Here is a 20,158-nt window from a genome sequence, read left to right as displayed (position 1 = left end):
CCTGATCATAGGGATAGCAATTGAGTAAGCATTTCGTTCCAGCCTTCAGGGCCGGTTAGGGTGCTGGTATAGACCTCTTCTTTTTTTACTGCTGGTGGAGGATTTACCGGGGATAAAATGCGAATGGGGACGTGCGCCGCTTCAAGCATTGCAACGTCGTTCTTACCATCGCCAAGGGCAATAGTGTTAACTTTGGTGGTATGTTGCTTTTGATATTCATTGGCCAGCCACTTGAGAGCCTGGCCTTTATCGCAATTACCTGAAATATGAATGAAGCGGCCGCCTTCTAGAGGGAAAGCACCGCGATCTTTTACTACCTTTAAAAAGCGTTGTTTTTCTTCGTCAGTGCCAAGCCACAAAACCGGCTCGCCAAACTGGCGTTTGGCAGCAAGTGACGCTGACCTTTCGTCAAGCCCAGTACATTCCTGAATTTCTTGAATCGACATTTTTGAGAATTGTTTATACTTGCCGTCAAATTCGCTACCTATTTTTTCAAGTAGCTTAATCCAGTAATTTTTGTTTGAGATAAACGCCTTACACCAGTAGCCATCTATCCAAACCGTACCGCTGGGTTTTTGTTTGAAAAAGCCATGAGGGATGAAAATAGCGGCGCCATTTTCAATAATAAAAGGCCCATCTAAACCAATACTCTCGCGCAGCGGTTGTAATTCAGCAAAGGTTTTGCTGGTAGTGGGAATAACGGGAATGTCCTTTTTTTCTAATGCCGTTAAAGCCGGTTTCGCCGCCTCGAAAGAGTAGGTATGGTGGTCTAACAGCGTGCCGTCCATATCGGTGAAAACAAGCGTTTTCGTCATCGTTTTACGTCCTGTTTAGTTATCGTTCTTGTTTCATCTAGATAAAACACGGTGTCGCACTTTTCAGGCAAGTGACTTAATGCGTGTTCAGTGATGCGTTGGTAGTGTTGCACAAAGTTTGCCACTTCTTCATCAGACATCACTCCATCGCTATCTTTTAACGCTTTTTGGGCGAGTTTATGTTCTTGTTCTAACCGCCATTGATACACACAGTCGAAACTCGGTGCTTTTAGCATAATGCGGTAGTCTATTTTGTCGAACAACGTCTGATAATCGCCTGCTAGTTCAGTGTTTACAAAAGAGCGCCAAATGCCCAATGGGTCCTCTACTTCTTCAAGGTGGTTTACTGGCCGTTTAAGTTCGCTAGATGTTTGCGCAATAGCGCCCACACACCATCCTTCAAGTATGATGAAATCGGGTGAAGATTCGATTACAGGCCACTGTTCTTTGGGGAACGGGTTATCTGTAGCTTTGTTAAAGCGGGGCAGCGATGTACGCGTGCCTTTTTCTAAACTGCGAAACGTATTTAACGCTAGAGGAATGTCATGAGTACCCGGTACACCACGAGTTGCTAGAAGCGGGTGAACTTTTATTGCTAGCGCATTTCGCTGCGATTGGTCGTAGTAAAAATCGTCAATTGAGAGTGATACCACTTTTTTGTTGTGGACCGAGGTAAGGAAGGACTCGATAAAACTGGTCAGAGTTGATTTACCTGAACCCTGACTGCCATTTATGCCCACGATAAATGGTTGTGTTGCACCATCTTGGTGCTTAAGCAGTTGCTCACATAATGGGGTGAACCATTTTTGTGCAGTTTCTGCATAGGTACTTGGCAATTGATGCGTCGTTAGAAAGCCATGTATATCCATGTTGTCACCTTAATCAATGCAGAATTCGCACGTTCTTCTTGATTAAGATAACAACATTTGTGCCAATAGGGTAACAGAGGCGTGGTCTTACGACTTACTTCTTATTAGCGACAATAACGGCCCTTTGTGGTGCAGGGTAACCTTCGATAGTGCGAGTAATATCTTCCGGATCGAGAAAATCTTTCAAAGATTGCGTTTCCATCCAAGGCGTTGCGCGCTGCTCATCTAGGGTTGTGTGGTTGATATCTACAACGCGAATATTTTCAAAGCCTAAGCGGCCTAACCAAACAGATAGGGCTGCAGTGCTCGGTAAGAACCACACATTTCGCATTTGTGCATAGCGTTCACCCGCCATCAATACTGTGTTTTCATCACCATCCACAACAAGGGTTTCAAGAACCAGTTCGCCACCTTTTCTTAGCTGGTCTTTAAGTTGCTGCAGAAACGCCATTGGGTCTTTACGGTGGTAAAGTACACCCATAGAAAACACAGTGTCGAAAGCTCTCAGTGGCTGCATGTCTTCAATGCCCATCGGTAGAAAATGGATATTCTCGGAAGGCGCACTACTTTTACTAATAAATTGTTTAATGGCGTGAAACTGAATAAGAAACAGTTGGGTAGGATCTATACCTATTACGTTATTGGCACCTTCACCCAGCATGCGCCACATGTGATAACCACTACCACAACCTACGTCTAAAACGTTTCGGTCTTTCAGCGAACTAATATGAGGTGCTACGCGGTCCCATTTCCAGTCCGAACGCCACTCTGTATCAATGTGAATTCCATGAAGATTAAATGGCCCTTTTCTCCAGGGCATAAACTGCTTTAGTAATCCTTCAATTTGTTTTTGGACATATTCATCTACGTCATTTTCGGTGCCAATGGAAACGCTTGAGGCTAAATCAACACAACTCGGCGACGTAGTCGGCAGCTTCGAAAGTAAACGGCACCATTTATCAAACTCACCGTGTTTAGCAGTTCGCTGCCAGGTGTCCATTTGTGCCGGCAGCGTTTGAAGCCAATGTGATAGCGGGCTGTCTATTAACGATTTGTAGCAATCGGTAAACCAAGTTTGTTCTAATTTGCTCATACTGTTCTTAATATGTGTTGGCGTTGCGAAAAGACGGACGTAGCGAGATTTGTTTAGCCTTTAATGGCAACCATAGACGTGAAGTTATAACATTTGTACCACATCACAACATCGATAAACCCGACTTTTCTCAAGCGAGTATCATGCTCGTTAAATGTATCGGTTAGCATAACTTTTTCTAACGCGGCGCGCTTTTGGCTCACTTCTAGTTCACTATAACCGTTGTCGCGCTTAAATTGATGATGTAAATCTACCAGCAGCTCATTGCCAGTAAGGGTAGGGTGGCGTATTTTTTCTGATAGCACCAACATACCGCCGGGGTTTAACCCATCATAAATGCGCTTTAATAACGCTTCACGGTCAGCGGGTGGGATAAATTGCAAAGTGAAATTCATCACAACCAAAGAGGCATTCTTAATTTCTACACTTTGTGCAAACCCATGCTGAATAACAATTGGGTTTGGCAGTGTGAAGGTCTGTACGACGCGTTTGCAGCGCTCTACCATTGCTTCTGAAGCATCCACACCAATAATTTCACATGTATCGTTAGGTAAAGCTCTTGCCACAGATAAACTTGCAGCACCTAAGCTACAGCCAAGATCATAAACGACGGTATTGGGCGTAACGGCAATTTTAGCCAATTCGCCTATGGTGTGAACAATGGTTTCGTATCCAGGCACTGAGCGCTGAATCATATCGGGAAACACATCAACGACAGACTCGTCAAATTTAAAGTCATCTACTTTATTGAGTGCCTTTGCGTATATATTGTCGTGTTTCTTCACAGTGGGTCTTCAATTAACTAATTTGGGGCGCAATTTTACCGTTTGATACGTAAATGCCAATGGAAAACACCGAATTTGTTATATTTTGCGTGATTTTTCTGGTTTAGGGCTTTTCGTTAATGATCTAAAGTATTAATCTATACTCATAATACAATAAGGAAGCAGTAACGCTAATGACAAGAATTCTAGTAGCAGACGATCACCCATTGTTTCGCGAAGCTTTAAGCGGCGCGTTGGAACCTTACTTTGAAAACGCACAGATAATTCAAGCAGGAAGCTTGGATGATGCGATGGCGAAGCTAAACGAATTCGACGGTGTTGAGCTGATCCTTCTTGACCTTAATATGCCTGGCGGTGAATATTTTAACGGCCTTATCACGCTGCGTGAACAATACCCGAATATCCCTATTGGTGTTGTTTCGGGGAGCGATACTGTTGAGGTTGTCGCTCAAGTAATGAGCCTAGGTGCTCAGGGCTTTATCCCCAAAGTGTCGCAAACACGAGAAATTGCTCAGGCTATTGTAGACATTATTGGTGGCAAAAAGTGGCTTCCAGAAGGTATGGAAGAAGAACTAGAGAAAGTTGACGATGAGCTAAAAGTTCTACTTCAGCGCTTCCGTGAACTTACACCTAAACAGATTCAAGTGCTTTCTTACTTACGCGCAGGCTTAATGAACAAGCAAATCGCTCACGAGATGAACGTTACGGAAGCAACCATTAAAGCACACATTAGTGCCATTCTTCGCAAGCTAGAGATCAACACGCGTACGCAAGCCGTATTGTTGATGGATAAACTCCAACTTAGTTAAACTAAGTATTTATCTAGCGCTAATAAAAAACCGGATTATTCATCCGGTTTTTTTGGCTGTAAAATAATTTCACCACTTTCCGTGACGATCCCAAGACCTTTATCAGGGACATGGTCAAACTTCTTTTGACGCTTTATTAGAAGCGTAGTTGTTGTGTCATCCTTTAAGTCATTGTTAGACGTTTCTGTGTCAATCAGTTTGGTCAAGTATATAGCCCAGTATTCAACGTGAGGCGTTGAGTAATCTTTGTAAAAGGCAATACCTATTTGATCTTGTTCTTGATAAAAAGGTAACTCTGCTAACAAGTGTTGACGGTGTGAAGTCGATGTTTTAAGTGCGTACCACACGTCATCAGCTGTTATATAACCACCAGCAAGGGCCTCCACTTGATTGCTCATCGCATCGCCATAATATTCTGGTAATGTTAAACCAGCATTGCGAATGCGAGTGTTCGGACTGCCGCCTAAAAAGTGAGACACCAAGCCTCTTTCAGCCATGTCTTTGGCTTTTGTTTCAGCCAGCATAACAAGCGTAGGATTACATTTTAGTACCGACCGTTGTTGACCTTTGTCGTTAGCAATTAATAAAGAGAGTTCTCTCGCCTGTTCGGTATTTCCGCAGGTTGTTTGGTCGGCCAAGCAAAGGCTAGAAAATACGTAGGTGAGTGATGTTAATAGAATGAATCGTTGACGAAAAAGGCCGCGAGAGCGGCCCTTTTGTTTGGGTATGAAATTAAGCAGCTTTGCCACCTCGTTTCTTAGCAGTGGTGTTGGAATTAACCTTCGCTACTAATTCTTCGTGGTCGAAATCATCGACGTTGATAGTGCGAAGTCTTCCAGCTTCAGTCTTACGAAGTAGATTCGCTTCTTCTTCGTTAATAATTCCTTCTGCTAGCGCTTCGTCAGCAAGCACATCTAAACGGGTAAACGGTAGTTTAGCTTTTTTGTGCTTACAAATACGTTCGAAGATAGGCTCACTTGCTAGTACATCATCAAGAGTTTGCTCAAGATCGCCAAACAAGCTTCCTTCCTCACGGGTGAGGTACTGACCATAACCTAAACGGCTACGTGCAGTTGAAGGCGTTTGAAGCATTTGTGCAATAGCATGTTCTGTCTTGTCTGAAGGCTTACCAATACGTCGGCCAAACGGAATCACCATAACGCGAAGCGCTGCAGCGATTGCGCGGTTAGGGAAGTTAGCCAAGAAGTCATCAATTGCTGTCTCGATATCGTGCAATGTAGTTTGCATTGCCCAATGTAAAAGCGGTAAATCTTCTTTTAGACGACCTTCTTCGTCGAAGCGTTTAAGCGTTGTACTACCCATGTAAAGGCCACTTAGGATGTCACCTAAACGCGCTGATAAACGCTCGCGACGCTTAAGATCACCACCAAGCACACCCATAGAGACATCGGTTAGTAGTGCTAAGTTTGCACTGTAGCCTTGAAGTAGCTTGTAGTAACGCGCCGTTTCGTCAGTGAACGGTGCGCTGCTGAATGCGCCATTGGTTAACGAGAACCAAATACTGCGAACAGTATTAGCTACCGCAAAGCCAATATGACCGAATACCGCTTTATCAAACGCTTTCAACGCTTCTTTCTTGTCTTCGATAGACGCAGCTTCTATTTCCTTAAGCACGTAAGGGTGACAACGCATTGCACCTTGACCAAAGATCATCATGTTACGGGTTAGAATGTTTGCGCCTTCAACCGTAATTGATACTGGTACACCTTGATAGCCGCGACCAAGGTAATTGTTTGGCCCAAGCATAACGCCTTTACCGCCGTGAACATCCATCGAATCATTAATGATTTGACGCATCTTCTCGGTTAAGTGGTACTTACAGATAGCCGAGATAACAGAAGGTTTCTCACCAAGGTCTACACCCACCGTTGAGAAGCGTGTTACGCCATCCATCAAATATGCATTACCACCAATGCGCGCAAGCATTTCTTCAACACCTTCCATATGACCTACAGGCATACGGAACTGGCGACGAATACGTGCATATGCACCCGTTGCAAGAGATACTGATTTAGCACCACCAGCAGCAGATGAAGGAAGGGTAATACAGCGACCTACCGACAAACATTCAACCAGCATGCGCCAGCCGCGACCTGCCATTTTCGGACCACCAATGATGTAATCGATTGGAACGAAAATATCTTCACCCTTAATAGGGCCATTTTGGAATGGCGTATTGAGTGGGAAGTGACGGCGACCAATCTCTAAACCTTTAGTGTCGCGAGGAATAAGGGCACATGTTATGCCCGGCTCTTTGTTATCACCTAGAAGACCTTCAGGATCTTGAAGTTTAAAGGCAAGACCAATAACCGTAGCAACAGGCGCAAGGGTGATGTAGCGTTTGTTAAACGTTAGGCGCATACCCAACACTTCTTCGCCATTCCACTCGCCTTTACATACAACGCCAACATCAGGGATCGCACCTGCATCAGAGCCAGCTTCTGGGCCGGTTAATGCAAAACAAGGGATTTCTTCACCGGCAGCAAGACGGGGAAGATAATGATCTTGTTGCTCTTTTGTACCATAGTGCTGAAGTAATTCGCCCGGGCCCAATGAGTTTGGTACACCGACTGTGCTTGATAGCACCGCGCTTACGCCCGCAAGTTTTTGAAGAACGCGAGACTGGGCATATGCCGAAAACTCTAGACCGCCATACTCTTTCTTGATGATCATAGCGAAGAATTTGTGTTCCTTAAGGAACTGCCAAATTTCAGGTGAAAGATCAGCATCTTTATGGTTTATTTGCCATTCATCGACCATTGAGCACACTTTGTCACAAGGACCGTCTAAGAATGCTTGCTCTTCAGCAGTGAGTCGACCTTTCGGAATGCGGTGTAATTTATCCCAGTCTGGCTTGCCGCTGAAAATATCACCGTCCCACCATACCGTACCTGCGTCGATAGCTTCTTGCTCAGTGCTCGACATTTCAGGCATAACTTTGCGGTAGAAGGCTAGCAGCTTCTTAGAGATGTGCTGCTGTCTGATATTTGCAAGCGTGAACGGCAGTGTTAAAGCAAGGAACACTACCCAACCAAGCAGGCCGATGTCACCGAAAAGGGTGCCTAAAATCATAACACCTGCGCCCATGGCAACCGCTGTTACCAAGCTGGTTCGCTGATAACTAGCTACCGCTAGTGTCAGAACGACCAGTAAAAACCATATAAAATCTGCCATACTTCACTCCTGAAAGGCGTTAAACGTTACGCTAGTCTTATCTGGAGCATAGTGAGTTGCTTTATGAAAAGCAGTCACAGATCGAGGTCAGACCAGCATGCTGTAAACCTATTATTTAATAGGGCAAAGATCAAGATTTTTACATGAATATTCTATTAACAACGACATAAATAATAGGGTAGTGCGTTATCCGCTCTATAAGTATAGTCGTTGCTTATAAATACTGATTTAGAATGTGAATTGTGTTGCGAAACGAGAAGAGGTTACGTGAGGATAAGACAGCAACAGTGTAAATAAAAAAGCACGTCTGAATGCTAGTTCATAACGTGCTTTATTCAACAATTGTGAAAAAGTTGTTGAGACAAAAAACGGTTTATCTTTACGCTTTACTGCGTCTCGAACGATTTCAGCTTGATATCGCCCTGTTCATCGCCTTCTTTGAACTGTTGCAGACGAACTAACGTGTAGTTAAGTGATGGCGCAAACCAAGCAAACGTCTCACGCTTATTTGAGTCGCGAATAAGCTTAACTTTTACAGTTTCAATTTTACCGAAAGGTAAAGACAATACCTCTTCATCCACCACTTGAACGCCGTAGTGACGAAGTTCGCCACGATAATTTACGAAGTGGTATTCTAAAGATGTCTTACCTTCCGCTAACTGCTTTGCAAGGTCAATACGATAAATTTGGTTATCAAATTCGCCGTTCCAATCAAATGTTTCGCCATTCTCGACTGCAATTTTGCCTTGTCCCTGATGACTAAACGTTACCTTAAGCTCTTTATCAGGTCCTGTGCCAGAACGATTATAGTAGTACTCAGAGGGTACGACGGTATTATCATTAACAGTAAAAATAGAATGTTCACTGCGTTTGTCAGACAAGAAAAACTTAGACACTTTTGACGTGTAAATTAGAGAATACTGTTGGTCACCTAATTTCGAGAGCTCAATATTCGCTTCGCCTACGTCGTCACCCCATTTGTAAGCGGTATAGGTTGCCTTGTAGGGCTGAAGCGGTAGCTCTGCACTATCCGTATTTTCTGTACTAGGGTTTGCTTGCGCGGCTACTGAAAGCGATGCTGCTAACAGTGCGCCTAAAGCAAAAGGCTTAGTCGCTTGCATAACCAGATTCTGGTAATTCTTGCTCATCTAAAACTGCCTTATTGTTTCGCATCGATAATCGGCCTGCACTAAACCAAGATAGTACAAGCGGATAGATACGACGTTCTTGTTCTTGAACACGCTCGGCCAGGTCGCTTGCTGTGTCGTCTTCAAACACAGGTACGCGGCTTTGAATGATAACAGGGCCGCCGTCGAGCTCCGGTGTAACAAAGTGCACGCTAACGCCGTGCTCCTTGTCTCCATTGTCGATAGCTCGCTGATGCGTATTCAAACCTTTGTACTTCGGCAACAAAGATGGATGAATGTTCACTAATTTTCCAGCAAAGCTGTCGACGAACTCCGGTGTTAAGATACGCATAAAGCCCGCAAGAACAACACAGTCTGCGCCAAAAGCCTCAATTTGTGCTTTGAGCGCCCCGTCATAAGACTCTCGTGAATCGAAGCCTGTATGATCTAAGCAAACCGCATTGATCCCTGCTTCTTTAGCGCGTTCCAGACCATAAGCAGTAGGGCGATTACTGATCACGCCGCTGATTTCCGCGTTCAGACGGCCTGCTTTTATTTCATCGATAATGGCTTGTAAATTGCTGCCATTACCTGAAATAAGTACGCATAGTTTGGTTACACTGTTACTCACGCGTTGATCTCTACTTGCTCTTCGCCATCTTTTGCTGCGATATCACCAATAACCCAAGCATTTTCACCGTGTTGTTTAAGAATATTCAGTGCAGCATCGGTATCGCTTTCGTCAACAACGATTACAAGGCCAACACCACAGTTAAACGTGCGGTACATTTCGTGGCGAGTCACGTTACCGTTTTCTTGTAACCAAGAGAAGATTGCAGGCCATTCCCAGGTGCTTTCATCAATAACCACTTTCGCATCTTCAGGTAATACGCGAGGGATGTTCTCCCAAAAACCACCGCCCGTGATGTGAGAAATAGCGCTTACTTGCACTTCTTCAAGCAATGCCAATACTGATTTAACATAGATGCGAGTAGGCTCAAGAAGTTGGTCGATGATAGGCTTGCCGTTTAGGTCGGCGTTTACATCTGCACCACTAACTTCAATGATCTTCCTAACTAATGAGTAACCGTTTGAGTGAGGGCCCGATGAACCAAGTGCAATTAGTTTTTGACCTGGTTTAACGTTAGTGCCGTCAATAACCTTATCAGCTTCAACCACGCCTACGCAGAAGCCTGCAATATCGTAGTCGCCATCGTGATACATGCCAGGCATTTCGGCTGTTTCACCACCAATTAAAGCACAACCTGCTTGCTCACAGCCGGCGCCAATACCGGTAACAACCGACGCGGCTACATCAACGTCAAGCTTGCCAGTTGCGTAGTAATCTAGAAAGAACAGGGGCTCAGCACCTTGAACAATAAGGTCGTTTACGCACATTGCTACTAAGTCGATACCAACACCGTCATGACGGTTAGCATCCATAGCAACTCTTAGTTTTGTACCCACGCCGTCAGTACCTGAAACAAGTAGCGGCTTTTTATATTTAGTAGGCAGTTCACAAAGTGCACCAAAACCACCCAGATTACCTTTTACTTCTGGTCTATGGGTTTTCTTGGTAACAGATTTAATGCGTTCAACAAGTTGATTACCTGCATCGATATCTACGCCTGCATCTTTGTAACTTAAAGAGGTTTTATTTTCGCTCACGGTTGGGCCCTGAAACTAAGAGGTAGAAAACCGCGGATTCTACCAGCAAGTCGTCACAAGTCCAATTTGTGAAGGCTATTTTATGCGCTTTTTGATCTTTTTTATTTTAGGGGTGAAATTAAACCCAATATAAAAGACAATAGAAGGCTATCTTTTGGTGAACATCTTGCTTGATAAAATGTCTCGCTCTAAAAAGTAGAGTGAATTGCGCGCGGGTTAGTCCAAGTTTACCGTATATAGGTAAACGAGATTAACTGACGATTCGATAGGTAAGGAATTGATTTTAAGAGAGTATGGAGTGTCAATGTTAACGGCAGTAAAGCGTAACACCAATGGAACTAATTTAACGAGAGTTAGCTTGAAAGGCATTCTGGGCATTTCATTTCTTGCTGCGCTGACTTACGCCCCCTTTATAAATGCGGCTCAACGCGTTGTGGTCAACGAAGCGCAGATTCAAGTTGAAGATCAAACTCAGCGTACCCAACAAAACGCGCTTAAAAAAGCATTAAGGCAGGTTTTTGTGAAGATGTCGGGCAGCACAATCGTGCTCGATAATGCCGGTGTTAGAGCAGCGTTATCGTCGCCTCAATCGCTGCTTCGTTCCTATCGATTTGCTTTTGACAAAGGTAGAACGTATTACGTTGCGGAGTTCGATCAAGCAAAACTCAATGAACTTCTTCAGCGTGAAATGCTACCGCTCTGGGGTGATAGACGCCCTGAAACGATAGTGTGGCTTGCGCAGGAAGACGAAAACGAAACTCGCGTCATCTTAGATGAATCTCTCAATACAGAATTACAACATACGCTCAAACAAACAGCGAAAGAACGAGGCGTACCATTAAGCTTGCCTTTAATGGACCTTACCGACAATGTAAATATTTCTACCTATGATGTGTGGGGACGATTTGTTGAGCCTTTGCGCAAAGCATCTACACGCTATAGCGTCGACAACATTATTGGTGCCAGAGTTTATCGTAACGACGCGAGTGCAATTCCTGATTTGCCGGAAAACGTTGTGCCTTCTGGCACAGTAGAGTCTCTTGATAGCGTGCTAGATGAAGAAGCACAGTTTAGAGCACAAACTGATGAACAAAGTTTCGATGAGCGAAATCCGCGTGTAGATAATACGGACGCACAGCGCACTTTTTCAGATAACGTTGAGTCCGGTGCGATGAATAACGGTGTTGATGCTCAGTTAAACGACGGTTATGACGAAACAAACCAAAACTTAAATAATGCTGACGGAACCTCGGCGAAGGAGCTGGCGCAGGAAGAGAGCACAACGATGCCGTTCACCATGAACGAGTTTGCCAACTATGCGAAGCGTGCCGATGAAGGTGACTATGCACTAGACTGGGTGTTCGTTGGTGGCGGTAAGGTTAGCTATGGCAGCATATACGGTGATTCGCCCGAAGTTCTTGGCAATCAGTTAATCGATGCCTACTCAAATTATTTATCGTCGCTTTATGCCATCGTAGGAATCGAAGCGTCTGAGCGAGAAGTTATCAAGGTATCGATTGCCAATATTGGCTCGGTAAAAAGTTACGCCAGCGCTACTGACTATTTAAATAGTTTAAGTGTGATTGAAAACGCTACACTAGTAGAGCAATCTGGTTCTGTTGCCACGTACTCACTTACATTAATTGGAACGGTGGACGATTTACTTAACAGTATTAAACTAGAAAGCAAATTACGTCCCGTAACCGATTCGTACGGACAATCCGTGAAAGGACACAGTTTCTATTGGAGCAATTAATTTAGCATGCAGCTGCCTTTGCCTGTCACGCTACCTGTTGACGAAAACTTCGATAGTTTTGTCAATAAGGGTAACGAAGAAGTAGTTTCAGTCCTTGAGCAGATTGCAGATGCGCTGCCACACTGGCGCGAGGCTCCTGAATTGGGGCCTTTAGCATCGCTTCAGCTGCCTTTGCTTACTTTACTAGGCAGTACCGCTATCGGTAAAAGTCACTTATTGTTTGCGACTTGTCATCAACTAGCCGAAAAATCGGTTAGTCACCTTTATTTAAATCTTAATAATTACGAAGCGTGGTCGCTCGATATTTTTGAAGGCCTAGAGAATCTTTCGTTAATCGCATTAGACAACATTCACGCGATAGCCGGCGATTTACGTTGGGAAGAAGCGTTATTCGATTTGTTAAACCGAGTGATTGAGACTAAACAAACCATGGTACTTTGTTCTAGTCACCTAGGCCCATCTAACCCGGCTTTTGTTTTACCTGACTTGCGTTCTCGCTTGGCGTGGGGGGTTATTTATCACGTAAACCAACTGGATGACAATGGTCGTGAAGAAGCCGTGCGCTTACGTGCAGCGGAACGTGGATTAAAGCTATCAAACCAAGCACTACAGTTTCTTTTGCACCATAGTGAACGAGACCTAAAAAGCCTCATGTCACTATTAGCCCGTTTAGACACACGCTCACTCCAAGAACAAAAACGCTTATCGGTGGGCATGGTTAAGCGCGAGCTTAACCTAAATTAGTCAAAGCGCGAGCTTAACTTAAGTTAGCCAAAGCGCGAGCTTAACCTAAATTAGTCAAAGCGCGAGCTCAACCTAAGTTAGCCAAAGTGCGAGTTTAACCTGCGTTAGTCAAAGCACTGCTGTGTTGCCGTTTATTGTTCTTTTCTTAAACTATGAGCGCTTGATGTGGTGCTAAATTCTTCTGCTACCGTCATTAGAGTTCCATCGGAAGTAACCGAATTGTTTCCGCCTTTCTGTAGCATTAACTTATCGCTCGCAGACTGTACGTTTGGATTTGTACTAGACGCAGAGTCCCGCCAAGTAATATCGTTCGGAAGCAGATAAGAGCTTGGAAGTGACGCTTGAATAGCAGGTACATCGAGTTCGGGTAAAATTCTACTTAATACGTAATCTACGCGCATAGTAACGTTATCATCATTAACACGGTTTCTCTGAGCCCAAGTGGGAATGAAACTGCCGTCTTCCAGTGTCTCTCTTGTAAATACGCCTACATCCGCTTCTGCCTCAAGCCGGTAAAGCATCATGAAGCGCTCGAATAACATGGCGAGATCTTCTCGTTCCGTAAAGTAAGAATAGAAAGCAACCGCACCATCATCCTCAAACCAATTTGCCACTTGTAGCGCGGTATAATTTCGTTGCGCGCTTGAAGCGGTTGCACCGCCGTATCGAACTTCGGCCAAAGCATGGAGTTGTGACGACGTAAGAGGCAATGAAGTTGTTAGCCCCGTAGAAATGGGAGAGCTGTCATCATAAGACGACAGTGGGCTCGCGCTATTGCTGAGTTGTTGCCATTCGGTGTAGTCGAAAAAGTCATTGGCGTGAGCTAGCTCGTGGTATAGCAAATAGCTTAATGCTGCTTCTACGTCGCTCACATCACGTGGAAGTCTATCTGCTACGTTCGCTGTGCTGATATTAGGAAAATAATAGGCCCCGTCTTTCACGTAGCGCCATGACGTCGTAAAATCGAGCTCACTACCAAAACCACTTCTATAATCTGGGCGAGTATTTAGCGTGTCTCGCTCTTGCGGTGTGCGCCAAAAGTTGTTGGCATCTAAGTAAATGGCACCAGTGGCAACCCAATAAAATGACGGGCGGATATCGTAAGAAATCACAATCGCGTTAGTTGCGCGTAGTAACTTAAGCATGTCATCACGGGTTGCTGAAGTTTCTAAATACGTTCTAAATGCATCGCCCATCCACGGATGCGAGACGTATGTTCTATCTAAAATATCATCGATAGTCGGGTTTTCGGTGACTTGGCCAATCAGTGGTAGCTGAGAGAACGTACAGCTGTTTGAAACCTGATTGTTATAAACACAATCAACAAGTGCCGATGCGTAAGGGCTGTCGGCTCTATAGGGCTGCATATGCGCGCTTACCGTTTCGGGAATACTTGTCTCGTCATCTACAAAAAAGCCGCTATTGTTAATGTCGATGTTTTTCACTAGAACTTGCGCGCTATCGGTTAACACCTCGCCATTTGAGAGTGTAACGGTACTTTCTATTTCAATGATTGTGTCGTTGCTGACTCGAGGCGCTTGAAAATATATCGAATGAGAATAATCACCATCATCAAAGTTGAAGTTATTGACGATTGGTCCAGACGTTTGTTGCCACGTGATATTTGAGATTGTTAACCCTTGCGAGTTAACGGTGTCAACGCGAAGAGAAACTCTGCCGCCTTCGGATGCCTCATGACCCAATCGTAATGCGGCAATCGGCGCGGTACTTTCGTTCGTTTGTAACGTTATGGTGTCTGTAAGCGTTGTGCCATTTTCTAAGCTAACGTTTACGGCGATATCAAAGCTACCTGAAGAGGTAACATCAAAGCCGATAGCCTGCGTGTGAGCACTGAGAGGCTGCTGTGATACGCCTGAGACTTGCCAATCGATATCTACAATAGCGTGGCCAGTAGGCGAGGCGACAGCAAAGTCGACCGCATCGCCTACAACGGCGTTTGTAGGGCCTGAAATGCTAATGGTTGGAGGAATGGAAGGAGTGCTTGGGGCTGAACTATCGCCTGAACCAGAACCTCCACATGCTGCAAGTAACGATAATGATGCGATTACTAATGTAAATTCAGGCAAATGGCGTGTCATATTAACCCCTTGGCAGCATGTGTTTTCGCTGTGTATTACATGATCATTGTTGACCTTGCTCAAAGCGTGCTTTTTCTTCTTGCATCTCTTCTTTAAGCTTTTTAAGGCCCAAACCCAATTCACGACCACGTTTTCTAGCAAACGCACTACAGCCGACAAACATACCCGTGCATAGAATAATCTCTACCACTGCATACCAACGTTCATCAGGTACAGCGTATGCCACAGTGCATCCGTGAATGAGGTAAAACAAAACGACAAAATTGGCCCATGCGTGAGTATATGGCTTGCCTTTTAATATACCCCAGTAAGGTAACAATAAAGGTAAAATATAAAACAAGGCAATAAACAAAGGAGAGTAAGTATGCTCTTTAGTAAATGTAAATTGCCACAGTGTTATCCATACGATTAACCCGGTGTGGCTTATAAGTGCGAGATAGCGATAAAAACGCGTATCTGGTGCCATGGTAATGTCTCCGAAACAATTTGTTTTTTAATGTTCTTTATAAGGTCTACGTTTTATGCGCCAAATAACGTAACTGTTAGGCGTTGTCAGCTAGCTTTTTAGCGAACATTGCAAGTCGCTTACCCTGAGCAATGCATAGCGCTTTTTCATCTGCACTCAATTGCTCTGGTGCACTCAAACTGTGATGAGCGACGTGTGTTACACCGTAAGGGCTGCCACCCATTGTGGTGTTGTGTAGCGCAGGCTCACTGTAAGGTAAACCGCAAATCACCATGCCGTGATGGATAAGCGGAACCATCATGGAAAGTAATGTGGATTCCTGGCCGCCGTGCATGGAAGAAGAAGATGTAAATACACACGCAGGCTTGTCAATCAACGCGCCTTTTAACCATTGACTGCTTGTAGAATCCAAAAAGTGTTTTACTGGCGCTGCCATATTGCCGAAACGCGTAGGACTACCTAACGCTAGGGCACTGCACTGTTCGAGTTCCTGAAGGGAAACCTCGGGTACAGCACTAGATGCCGCGTCATTAGCTGCATCGCTGATACTCTTGACTGTACGTACTATCACAGGAACATCTAATGACGATACTCCTTGGGCGATGGCATCAGCTAATCGCTTTGTGCTGCCGTTTCGGCTGTAATAAAGTACGAGAACAGGTTGCACTATACAATTTCCAAAACAGATTCTGGCGGACGACCAATTCTGGCTTTCTCGCCATTTATAACAATGGGACGCTCTATCAACTTGGGCGTGTGAGCCATAGCTTCAAAAAGCGCATTGTCAGACAGTGCGCTGTCACCTAAGTTAGCATCTTTATATTCTGCTTCTTTAGTACGCATCATATCTCTAACCGATCCAAGGTTAAGTTTTTTAAATATCTCTTTCAGTTCTTTTGCGTCTAGAGGCTGCTTTAGGTACTCAACAATAACAGGCGCTATACCTTGCTCTTCAAGTAATGCTAGGGTTTGTCTGCTCTTTGAACAGCGAGGATTGTGAATAATGGTAATGTCTGTCATAAATACTCTTGTTCATGATTATATGGATTGGCGCGAACTATTGCGTTTTTGCCATAGAATATCAAGCAGTTTACCGATAACGGGTAATAAATTCGTACTATTCTTTATTTACAGCATCGTTTCTGGAAAACGGTGTTTAAAAAGCGTGGTTGAATTTATGTTAGTGCGCGAAGTTAGAATCTGGCACTATGAAAAAATAGTCAAAATTAGAAGGTTATATGTTGTTGTCACAGCTAAAAAGCAATGCAGGAAAAATAAAGCCTATACTCTTTCTAGTGCTGTTAGCGCTTGTTGCGTTTGCCGGTGCATATACGTATCAGCGTCTTCAACATGACTTTGAAACATTAGATGGAACTGCTTACCTTTGGCAAGATCTTGAGGGGAAGTGGGTTGTGGTAAATTACTTTGCGCCATGGTGTGCACCATGTCTACGAGAAATGCCTGAGCTCGTCACATTTAATCAGTCGCTACCTGACGATACCCGTCTTTTTGCTATTAACTACGACCTTAAAACGAAGCCTGAACTCAAAGCCATGGCTAAGAAGTTTGATATTGAATTGCCTGTTATTGTAAGTTCGCCAGACACTAAACTGCCCATGCAAAAACCCCCTTATTTGCCAGCGACCTTTATTCTTGGACCTGATGGGAAAATAAAAGATACGATAATGGGAGAAATTACGGCAGCGCATCTGCGTCAGCGCCTAGCTGAATTGAAAGGCGCTGACGAATAGCAGGGAAGTGCGATGGTCTAGAGTCGTTGTAAACGCTCTTCTTGGTCGCGAAATTGTTTTATTCTCGCTCTGATTCTTTGTTTTTCAAGGTGATCATCGCCTGCGAAATTATACGCATATTGTAGTTCGTCAACCGCGCGGTTATAAGCACCATACAATGCATATACTTCCGCTTTGCTCTGATGCATTTGCGAGAAACGTTTCGACTTTTGATACGCCTCACTCATCAACTGATGTGCCAGTTGATAATCTTTTTTAACCAGCAGGAAATCTTTAAGTAGAGACACCGCTTCTTCATATTTGTTTGCGCTTATGTAAGCATTGGCCTGGTTCAGCGCCAATACTTGATTTCTAGGGTTATGCGTAACGTGAGGTCTTAGCATTTCAACGGCTTTTAAAGGCTCACCTTGAGAAATATAGATATCTGTCATAGCGTCGAGATAAAAGAGGTTTCCTCTATCTTTTGCTATTAACTCATCCATAATGTCTTTGGCTTTTTCGATTTTTTCGGCGCGCATATAAGCAAGCGCTAAACCATATAATGACGCTTCTTTACTGCGCTGTACGTCTTGAGCCACGGCCGCTTCGAAATATTCTACAGCGTAATCAGCTTTAAACGAGTAGCGTGCCTTTATACGTGCTTTAGCCAACTCGAATTGCTTGTTAATGGGTAAGTAGCGTCTAGGATAGTCACCAGCGCGATTTCTCGCATCAGCAATACGGGTTTCGGTTAAAGGGTGAGTGAGCAGCCTTGCGGGTGGACGAGAAACCATGCGGTACTCTTCCGCCATGGTAGAAAAGAATGAAGCAGCCGCACTCGGATCGAAGCCCGCACGAGCAAGCATTGCGATACCAATTCTATCGGCTTCTTGTTCATTCGAACGGGTATAGTCGATTTGCAATTGTGCAGAGGCTGCGGTTCCCGCCTGCATGGCCGCAATACCCGCTTCTGGGTTGGCCATTGCAATTAGCACCCCGCCGATAAGTGACGCCAAGGCAAGGGGAGATGAGCGCTGCTGCGCCTGCATACGTCGTGCTATGTGGCGTTGAGTTACGTGAGAAATTTCGTGCGCTAGCACCGAAGCCAGTTCACTTTCATTTTCAGCACGACGCATTAAACCCGTGTGAACACCAATGTGACCGCCAAAAAACGCAAATGCGTTAATGGCATCATTATTCACCCAGAAAAATTCAAAAGGAAATTTGGCGTTGTCAGCATGGACAACCAATCGGTTGCCTACATCCTGTAAATATTCATCCAGCACCGGATCTGAGATTACAGGACTTTGACCGCGCATTTGCCGCATTACGGCATCGCCTACGATCATCTCCTTATCAAGCGATATGGCGTCTGACGCAACAACACCTATTTCAGGTAACGCATTTTTATTGCTGTAATTGGCATCTTGTGCAACAGCCGTGAGGCTCGATGTGAGCACGAAGGAAAGGGCAACCAAAGATGCTGAAAACTTTTTTCTCATGAACCTACAATCATTGTATACGGTTAATACTGCTTAATCCTTAGAGCGCTAAGTTGCTAAACAGTTTCAAATTTTATTTTTTTCTTATATGCATCATTTTCGAAGACACAAGGCAATATCGCCTATGCCATCTCGTTTATGACACGTCAGTTATACCAATGCGACACAAACGCATCCAGTTTATTCTTTTACTGTTGTAACAACCACTCTACACACTAATGCTTATACTGTAAAAACATCATACCAGTTTGATTTTGAAAGATTCTTAAGTGCTACTTATTGCTAAGTGCTAGCGCTATCAACTATGATGCGTGTCCTATTCTTAGTAATTTCTAGGCGTTTATATGATTAGCGTTTTTGGTCGTTGGTACCGACGCAAATTTTCTGATCCTGATGCAGCAATGTTGCTTATCTTGATCCTTTTGACCACGGCAGTGTTGCTATTGTGGGGCGGGCTAATTATGCCTGTGTTGGTTGCAGCAGTGATTGCGTATTTACTCGATTGGCCAGTCTGTCGCTTGGTAAATGTCGGTGTAAGTAGAACGCTCGCCTGCGTCGTTGTAATGCTCGGCTTTATCACTATAACCATATTAACCTTAATTGGCCTTGTTCCAATTATATCAAAGCAAAGCGTTAACTTGATTCAAGAAACGCCGCTAATATGGCAGAAAGCACAAGAATGGATATTAACGCTTCCGGACAAATATCCAGATTACGTTCAGGTATATCAAATCCATCAAATGATGGAAGGTTTAAATGACAAACTGGTTGAGGTGGGCGAAACCCTTATTTCTGCTTCGTTTAGTAATATCGCCAACTTAGCTGCGTTGCTCGTTTACGTGATCCTCGTACCGCTTATGGTGTTTTTCATGCTAAAAGATAAGCTTTTCTTTTTAGACAGCATATCTCGCTTGCTGCCTAAGGAGCGACGCTTAATTACGCAAGTTGGTCACGAAATGAACTCTCAAATTGCCAACTATATTCGCGGCAAAGTGATCGAGATTATAATTGTTGGCGCGGTGAGCTGCGTAACGTTTGTATTGATGGACTTACGTTATGCTATTTTGCTTGGCGTATTGGTGGGATTTTCAGTACTTATTCCGTACATCGGTGCAGCAGTGGTTACTATACCCGTGGCCGTTGTCGCTATGTTTCAGTGGGGTATTTCACCAGAATTTTGGTATTTAATGATAGCGTACGGCATTATTCAGGCGTTAGACGGTAACTTGTTGGTACCGCTGCTATTCTCGGAGGCGGTTAGCTTGCATCCGCTTTATATAATCGTTGCAGTATTAGTGTTTGGAGGTCTTTGGGGGTTCTGGGGCGTATTTTTCGCTATTCCTCTCGCTACCCTCGTGAAGGCGGTAATTACAGCGTGGTCTAGTAACCCCGTTATTGTACCCGAAGAGGCAAAGTAGTTATTCCCATTTGGCGAACCAGTCAGCGCCATCCAGTACGAGATCCAAAACGAGTACTGATTCAAATAGGCGTTATAGGTAA

At 44.3% G+C, this 20,158-nt stretch carries 19 protein-coding genes; 5 read left to right on the top strand and 14 right to left on the bottom strand.

Going from position 1 to position 20,158, the window contains the following annotated elements; all coding sequences use genetic code 11:
• Nucleotides 1-5 precede the first annotated feature (5 nt).
• From NO989_RS04975 to cmoA, 4 genes are all read right to left on the bottom strand, one after another.
• The gene (locus tag NO989_RS04975) at nucleotides 6-815 is read right to left on the bottom strand and encodes a mannosyl-3-phosphoglycerate phosphatase (protein ID WP_014949681.1); all 810 of its coding nucleotides are present in this window, start codon (nucleotides 813-815) and stop codon (nucleotides 6-8) included.
• Complete coding sequence (locus tag NO989_RS04970; protein WP_014976694.1) at nucleotides 812-1,684, bottom strand: kinase; 873 nt, start codon at nucleotides 1,682-1,684, stop codon at nucleotides 812-814. The genes NO989_RS04975 and NO989_RS04970 overlap by 4 nt, the downstream gene beginning before the upstream one ends.
• A gap of 94 nt (nucleotides 1,685-1,778) precedes the next feature.
• Nucleotides 1,779-2,777 (bottom strand): tRNA 5-methoxyuridine(34)/uridine 5-oxyacetic acid(34) synthase CmoB, encoded by a 999-nt coding sequence (gene cmoB, locus NO989_RS04965; protein ID WP_014949679.1) that lies wholly within the window; start codon nucleotides 2,775-2,777, stop codon nucleotides 1,779-1,781.
• 53 nt (nucleotides 2,778-2,830) lie between these two features.
• Complete coding sequence (cmoA, locus tag NO989_RS04960; protein ID WP_278344160.1) at nucleotides 2,831-3,562, bottom strand: carboxy-S-adenosyl-L-methionine synthase CmoA; 732 nt, start codon at nucleotides 3,560-3,562, stop codon at nucleotides 2,831-2,833.
• Between the two features lie 173 nt (nucleotides 3,563-3,735).
• Here cmoA and NO989_RS04955 point away from each other — a divergent pair, with 173 nt between their 5' ends.
• Nucleotides 3,736-4,371, top strand: coding sequence for a response regulator transcription factor (locus NO989_RS04955; RefSeq protein ID WP_014976692.1), 636 nt, complete (start codon nucleotides 3,736-3,738; stop codon nucleotides 4,369-4,371).
• 35 nt (nucleotides 4,372-4,406) lie between these two features.
• On the opposite strand, the gene NO989_RS04950 is transcribed toward NO989_RS04955, so the two are convergent.
• The 5 genes from NO989_RS04950 to purM form a co-directional block, all read right to left on the bottom strand.
• Complete coding sequence (locus tag NO989_RS04950) at nucleotides 4,407-5,120, bottom strand: CAP domain-containing protein (RefSeq protein ID WP_039227628.1); 714 nt, start codon at nucleotides 5,118-5,120, stop codon at nucleotides 4,407-4,409.
• Nucleotides 5,104-7,566: an acyl-CoA dehydrogenase FadE gene (fadE, locus tag NO989_RS04945; protein ID WP_014976690.1), complete on the bottom strand. Its 2,463-nt coding sequence runs from the start codon at nucleotides 7,564-7,566 to the stop codon at nucleotides 5,104-5,106. Before fadE ends, NO989_RS04950 begins: the two co-directional genes overlap by 17 nt.
• 386 nt (nucleotides 7,567-7,952) lie before the next feature.
• Complete coding sequence (locus NO989_RS04940) at nucleotides 7,953-8,714, bottom strand: DUF3108 domain-containing protein (RefSeq protein WP_231506486.1); 762 nt, start codon at nucleotides 8,712-8,714, stop codon at nucleotides 7,953-7,955.
• On the bottom strand, nucleotides 8,674-9,324 hold the full coding sequence (gene purN, locus NO989_RS04935) for a phosphoribosylglycinamide formyltransferase (protein ID WP_014979424.1): 651 nt from the start codon (nucleotides 9,322-9,324) through the stop codon (nucleotides 8,674-8,676). The genes NO989_RS04940 and purN overlap by 41 nt, the downstream gene beginning before the upstream one ends.
• Nucleotides 9,321-10,361: a phosphoribosylformylglycinamidine cyclo-ligase gene (gene purM, locus NO989_RS04930; protein ID WP_014976688.1), complete on the bottom strand. Its 1,041-nt coding sequence runs from the start codon at nucleotides 10,359-10,361 to the stop codon at nucleotides 9,321-9,323. Before purM ends, purN begins: the two co-directional genes overlap by 4 nt.
• A gap of 304 nt (nucleotides 10,362-10,665) precedes the next feature.
• Between purM and NO989_RS04925 the strand changes: the two genes are divergently transcribed.
• A complete protein-coding gene (locus tag NO989_RS04925; RefSeq protein WP_039220783.1) occupies nucleotides 10,666-12,117 on the top strand; it encodes a DUF2066 domain-containing protein in 1,452 nt (483 codons plus the stop codon).
• A gap of 6 nt (nucleotides 12,118-12,123) precedes the next feature.
• Nucleotides 12,124-12,861, top strand: coding sequence for a DnaA regulatory inactivator Hda (gene hda / locus NO989_RS04920; RefSeq protein WP_283626967.1), 738 nt, complete (start codon nucleotides 12,124-12,126; stop codon nucleotides 12,859-12,861).
• Nucleotides 12,862-12,992: 131 nt separating this feature from the next.
• On the opposite strand, the gene NO989_RS04915 is transcribed toward hda, so the two are convergent.
• From NO989_RS04915 to arsC, 4 genes are all read right to left on the bottom strand, one after another.
• A complete protein-coding gene (locus NO989_RS04915; RefSeq protein ID WP_338851427.1) occupies nucleotides 12,993-14,960 on the bottom strand; it encodes a hypothetical protein in 1,968 nt (655 codons plus the stop codon).
• Between the two features lie 43 nt (nucleotides 14,961-15,003).
• Nucleotides 15,004-15,426, bottom strand: a complete 423-nt coding sequence (locus NO989_RS04910) for a DUF2069 domain-containing protein (protein WP_039220793.1) — start codon at nucleotides 15,424-15,426, stop codon at nucleotides 15,004-15,006.
• A gap of 76 nt (nucleotides 15,427-15,502) precedes the next feature.
• Nucleotides 15,503-16,093 carry an NAD(P)H:quinone oxidoreductase gene (gene wrbA, locus NO989_RS04905; RefSeq protein WP_039234602.1) on the bottom strand — a complete coding sequence of 197 codons (591 nt, stop codon included), beginning with the start codon at nucleotides 16,091-16,093 and terminating at the stop codon, nucleotides 15,503-15,505.
• Nucleotides 16,093-16,446, bottom strand: a complete 354-nt coding sequence (arsC, locus tag NO989_RS04900) for an arsenate reductase (glutaredoxin) (protein ID WP_049588881.1) — start codon at nucleotides 16,444-16,446, stop codon at nucleotides 16,093-16,095. Before arsC ends, wrbA begins: the two co-directional genes overlap by 1 nt.
• Before the next feature lie 218 nt (nucleotides 16,447-16,664).
• Here arsC and NO989_RS04895 point away from each other — a divergent pair, with 218 nt between their 5' ends.
• On the top strand, nucleotides 16,665-17,177 hold the full coding sequence (locus NO989_RS04895) for a TlpA disulfide reductase family protein (RefSeq protein WP_110289169.1): 513 nt from the start codon (nucleotides 16,665-16,667) through the stop codon (nucleotides 17,175-17,177).
• A 17-nt stretch (nucleotides 17,178-17,194) separates the two neighbouring features.
• On the opposite strand, the gene NO989_RS04890 is transcribed toward NO989_RS04895, so the two are convergent.
• A complete protein-coding gene (locus NO989_RS04890; RefSeq protein ID WP_014949664.1) occupies nucleotides 17,195-18,658 on the bottom strand; it encodes a M48 family metalloprotease in 1,464 nt (487 codons plus the stop codon).
• A gap of 344 nt (nucleotides 18,659-19,002) precedes the next feature.
• Here NO989_RS04890 and NO989_RS04885 point away from each other — a divergent pair, with 344 nt between their 5' ends.
• Nucleotides 19,003-20,076: an AI-2E family transporter gene (locus NO989_RS04885; protein WP_014949663.1), complete on the top strand. Its 1,074-nt coding sequence runs from the start codon at nucleotides 19,003-19,005 to the stop codon at nucleotides 20,074-20,076.
• Nucleotides 20,077-20,158 lie beyond the last annotated feature (82 nt).

This window comes from Alteromonas sp. DY56-G5 (assembly GCF_041414725.1).
Classification (GTDB): domain Bacteria; phylum Pseudomonadota; class Gammaproteobacteria; order Enterobacterales; family Alteromonadaceae; genus Alteromonas; species Alteromonas macleodii.
Note: the sequence above shows the minus strand (reverse complement) of the source record. Positions and strands in the feature narration are given on the sequence as shown.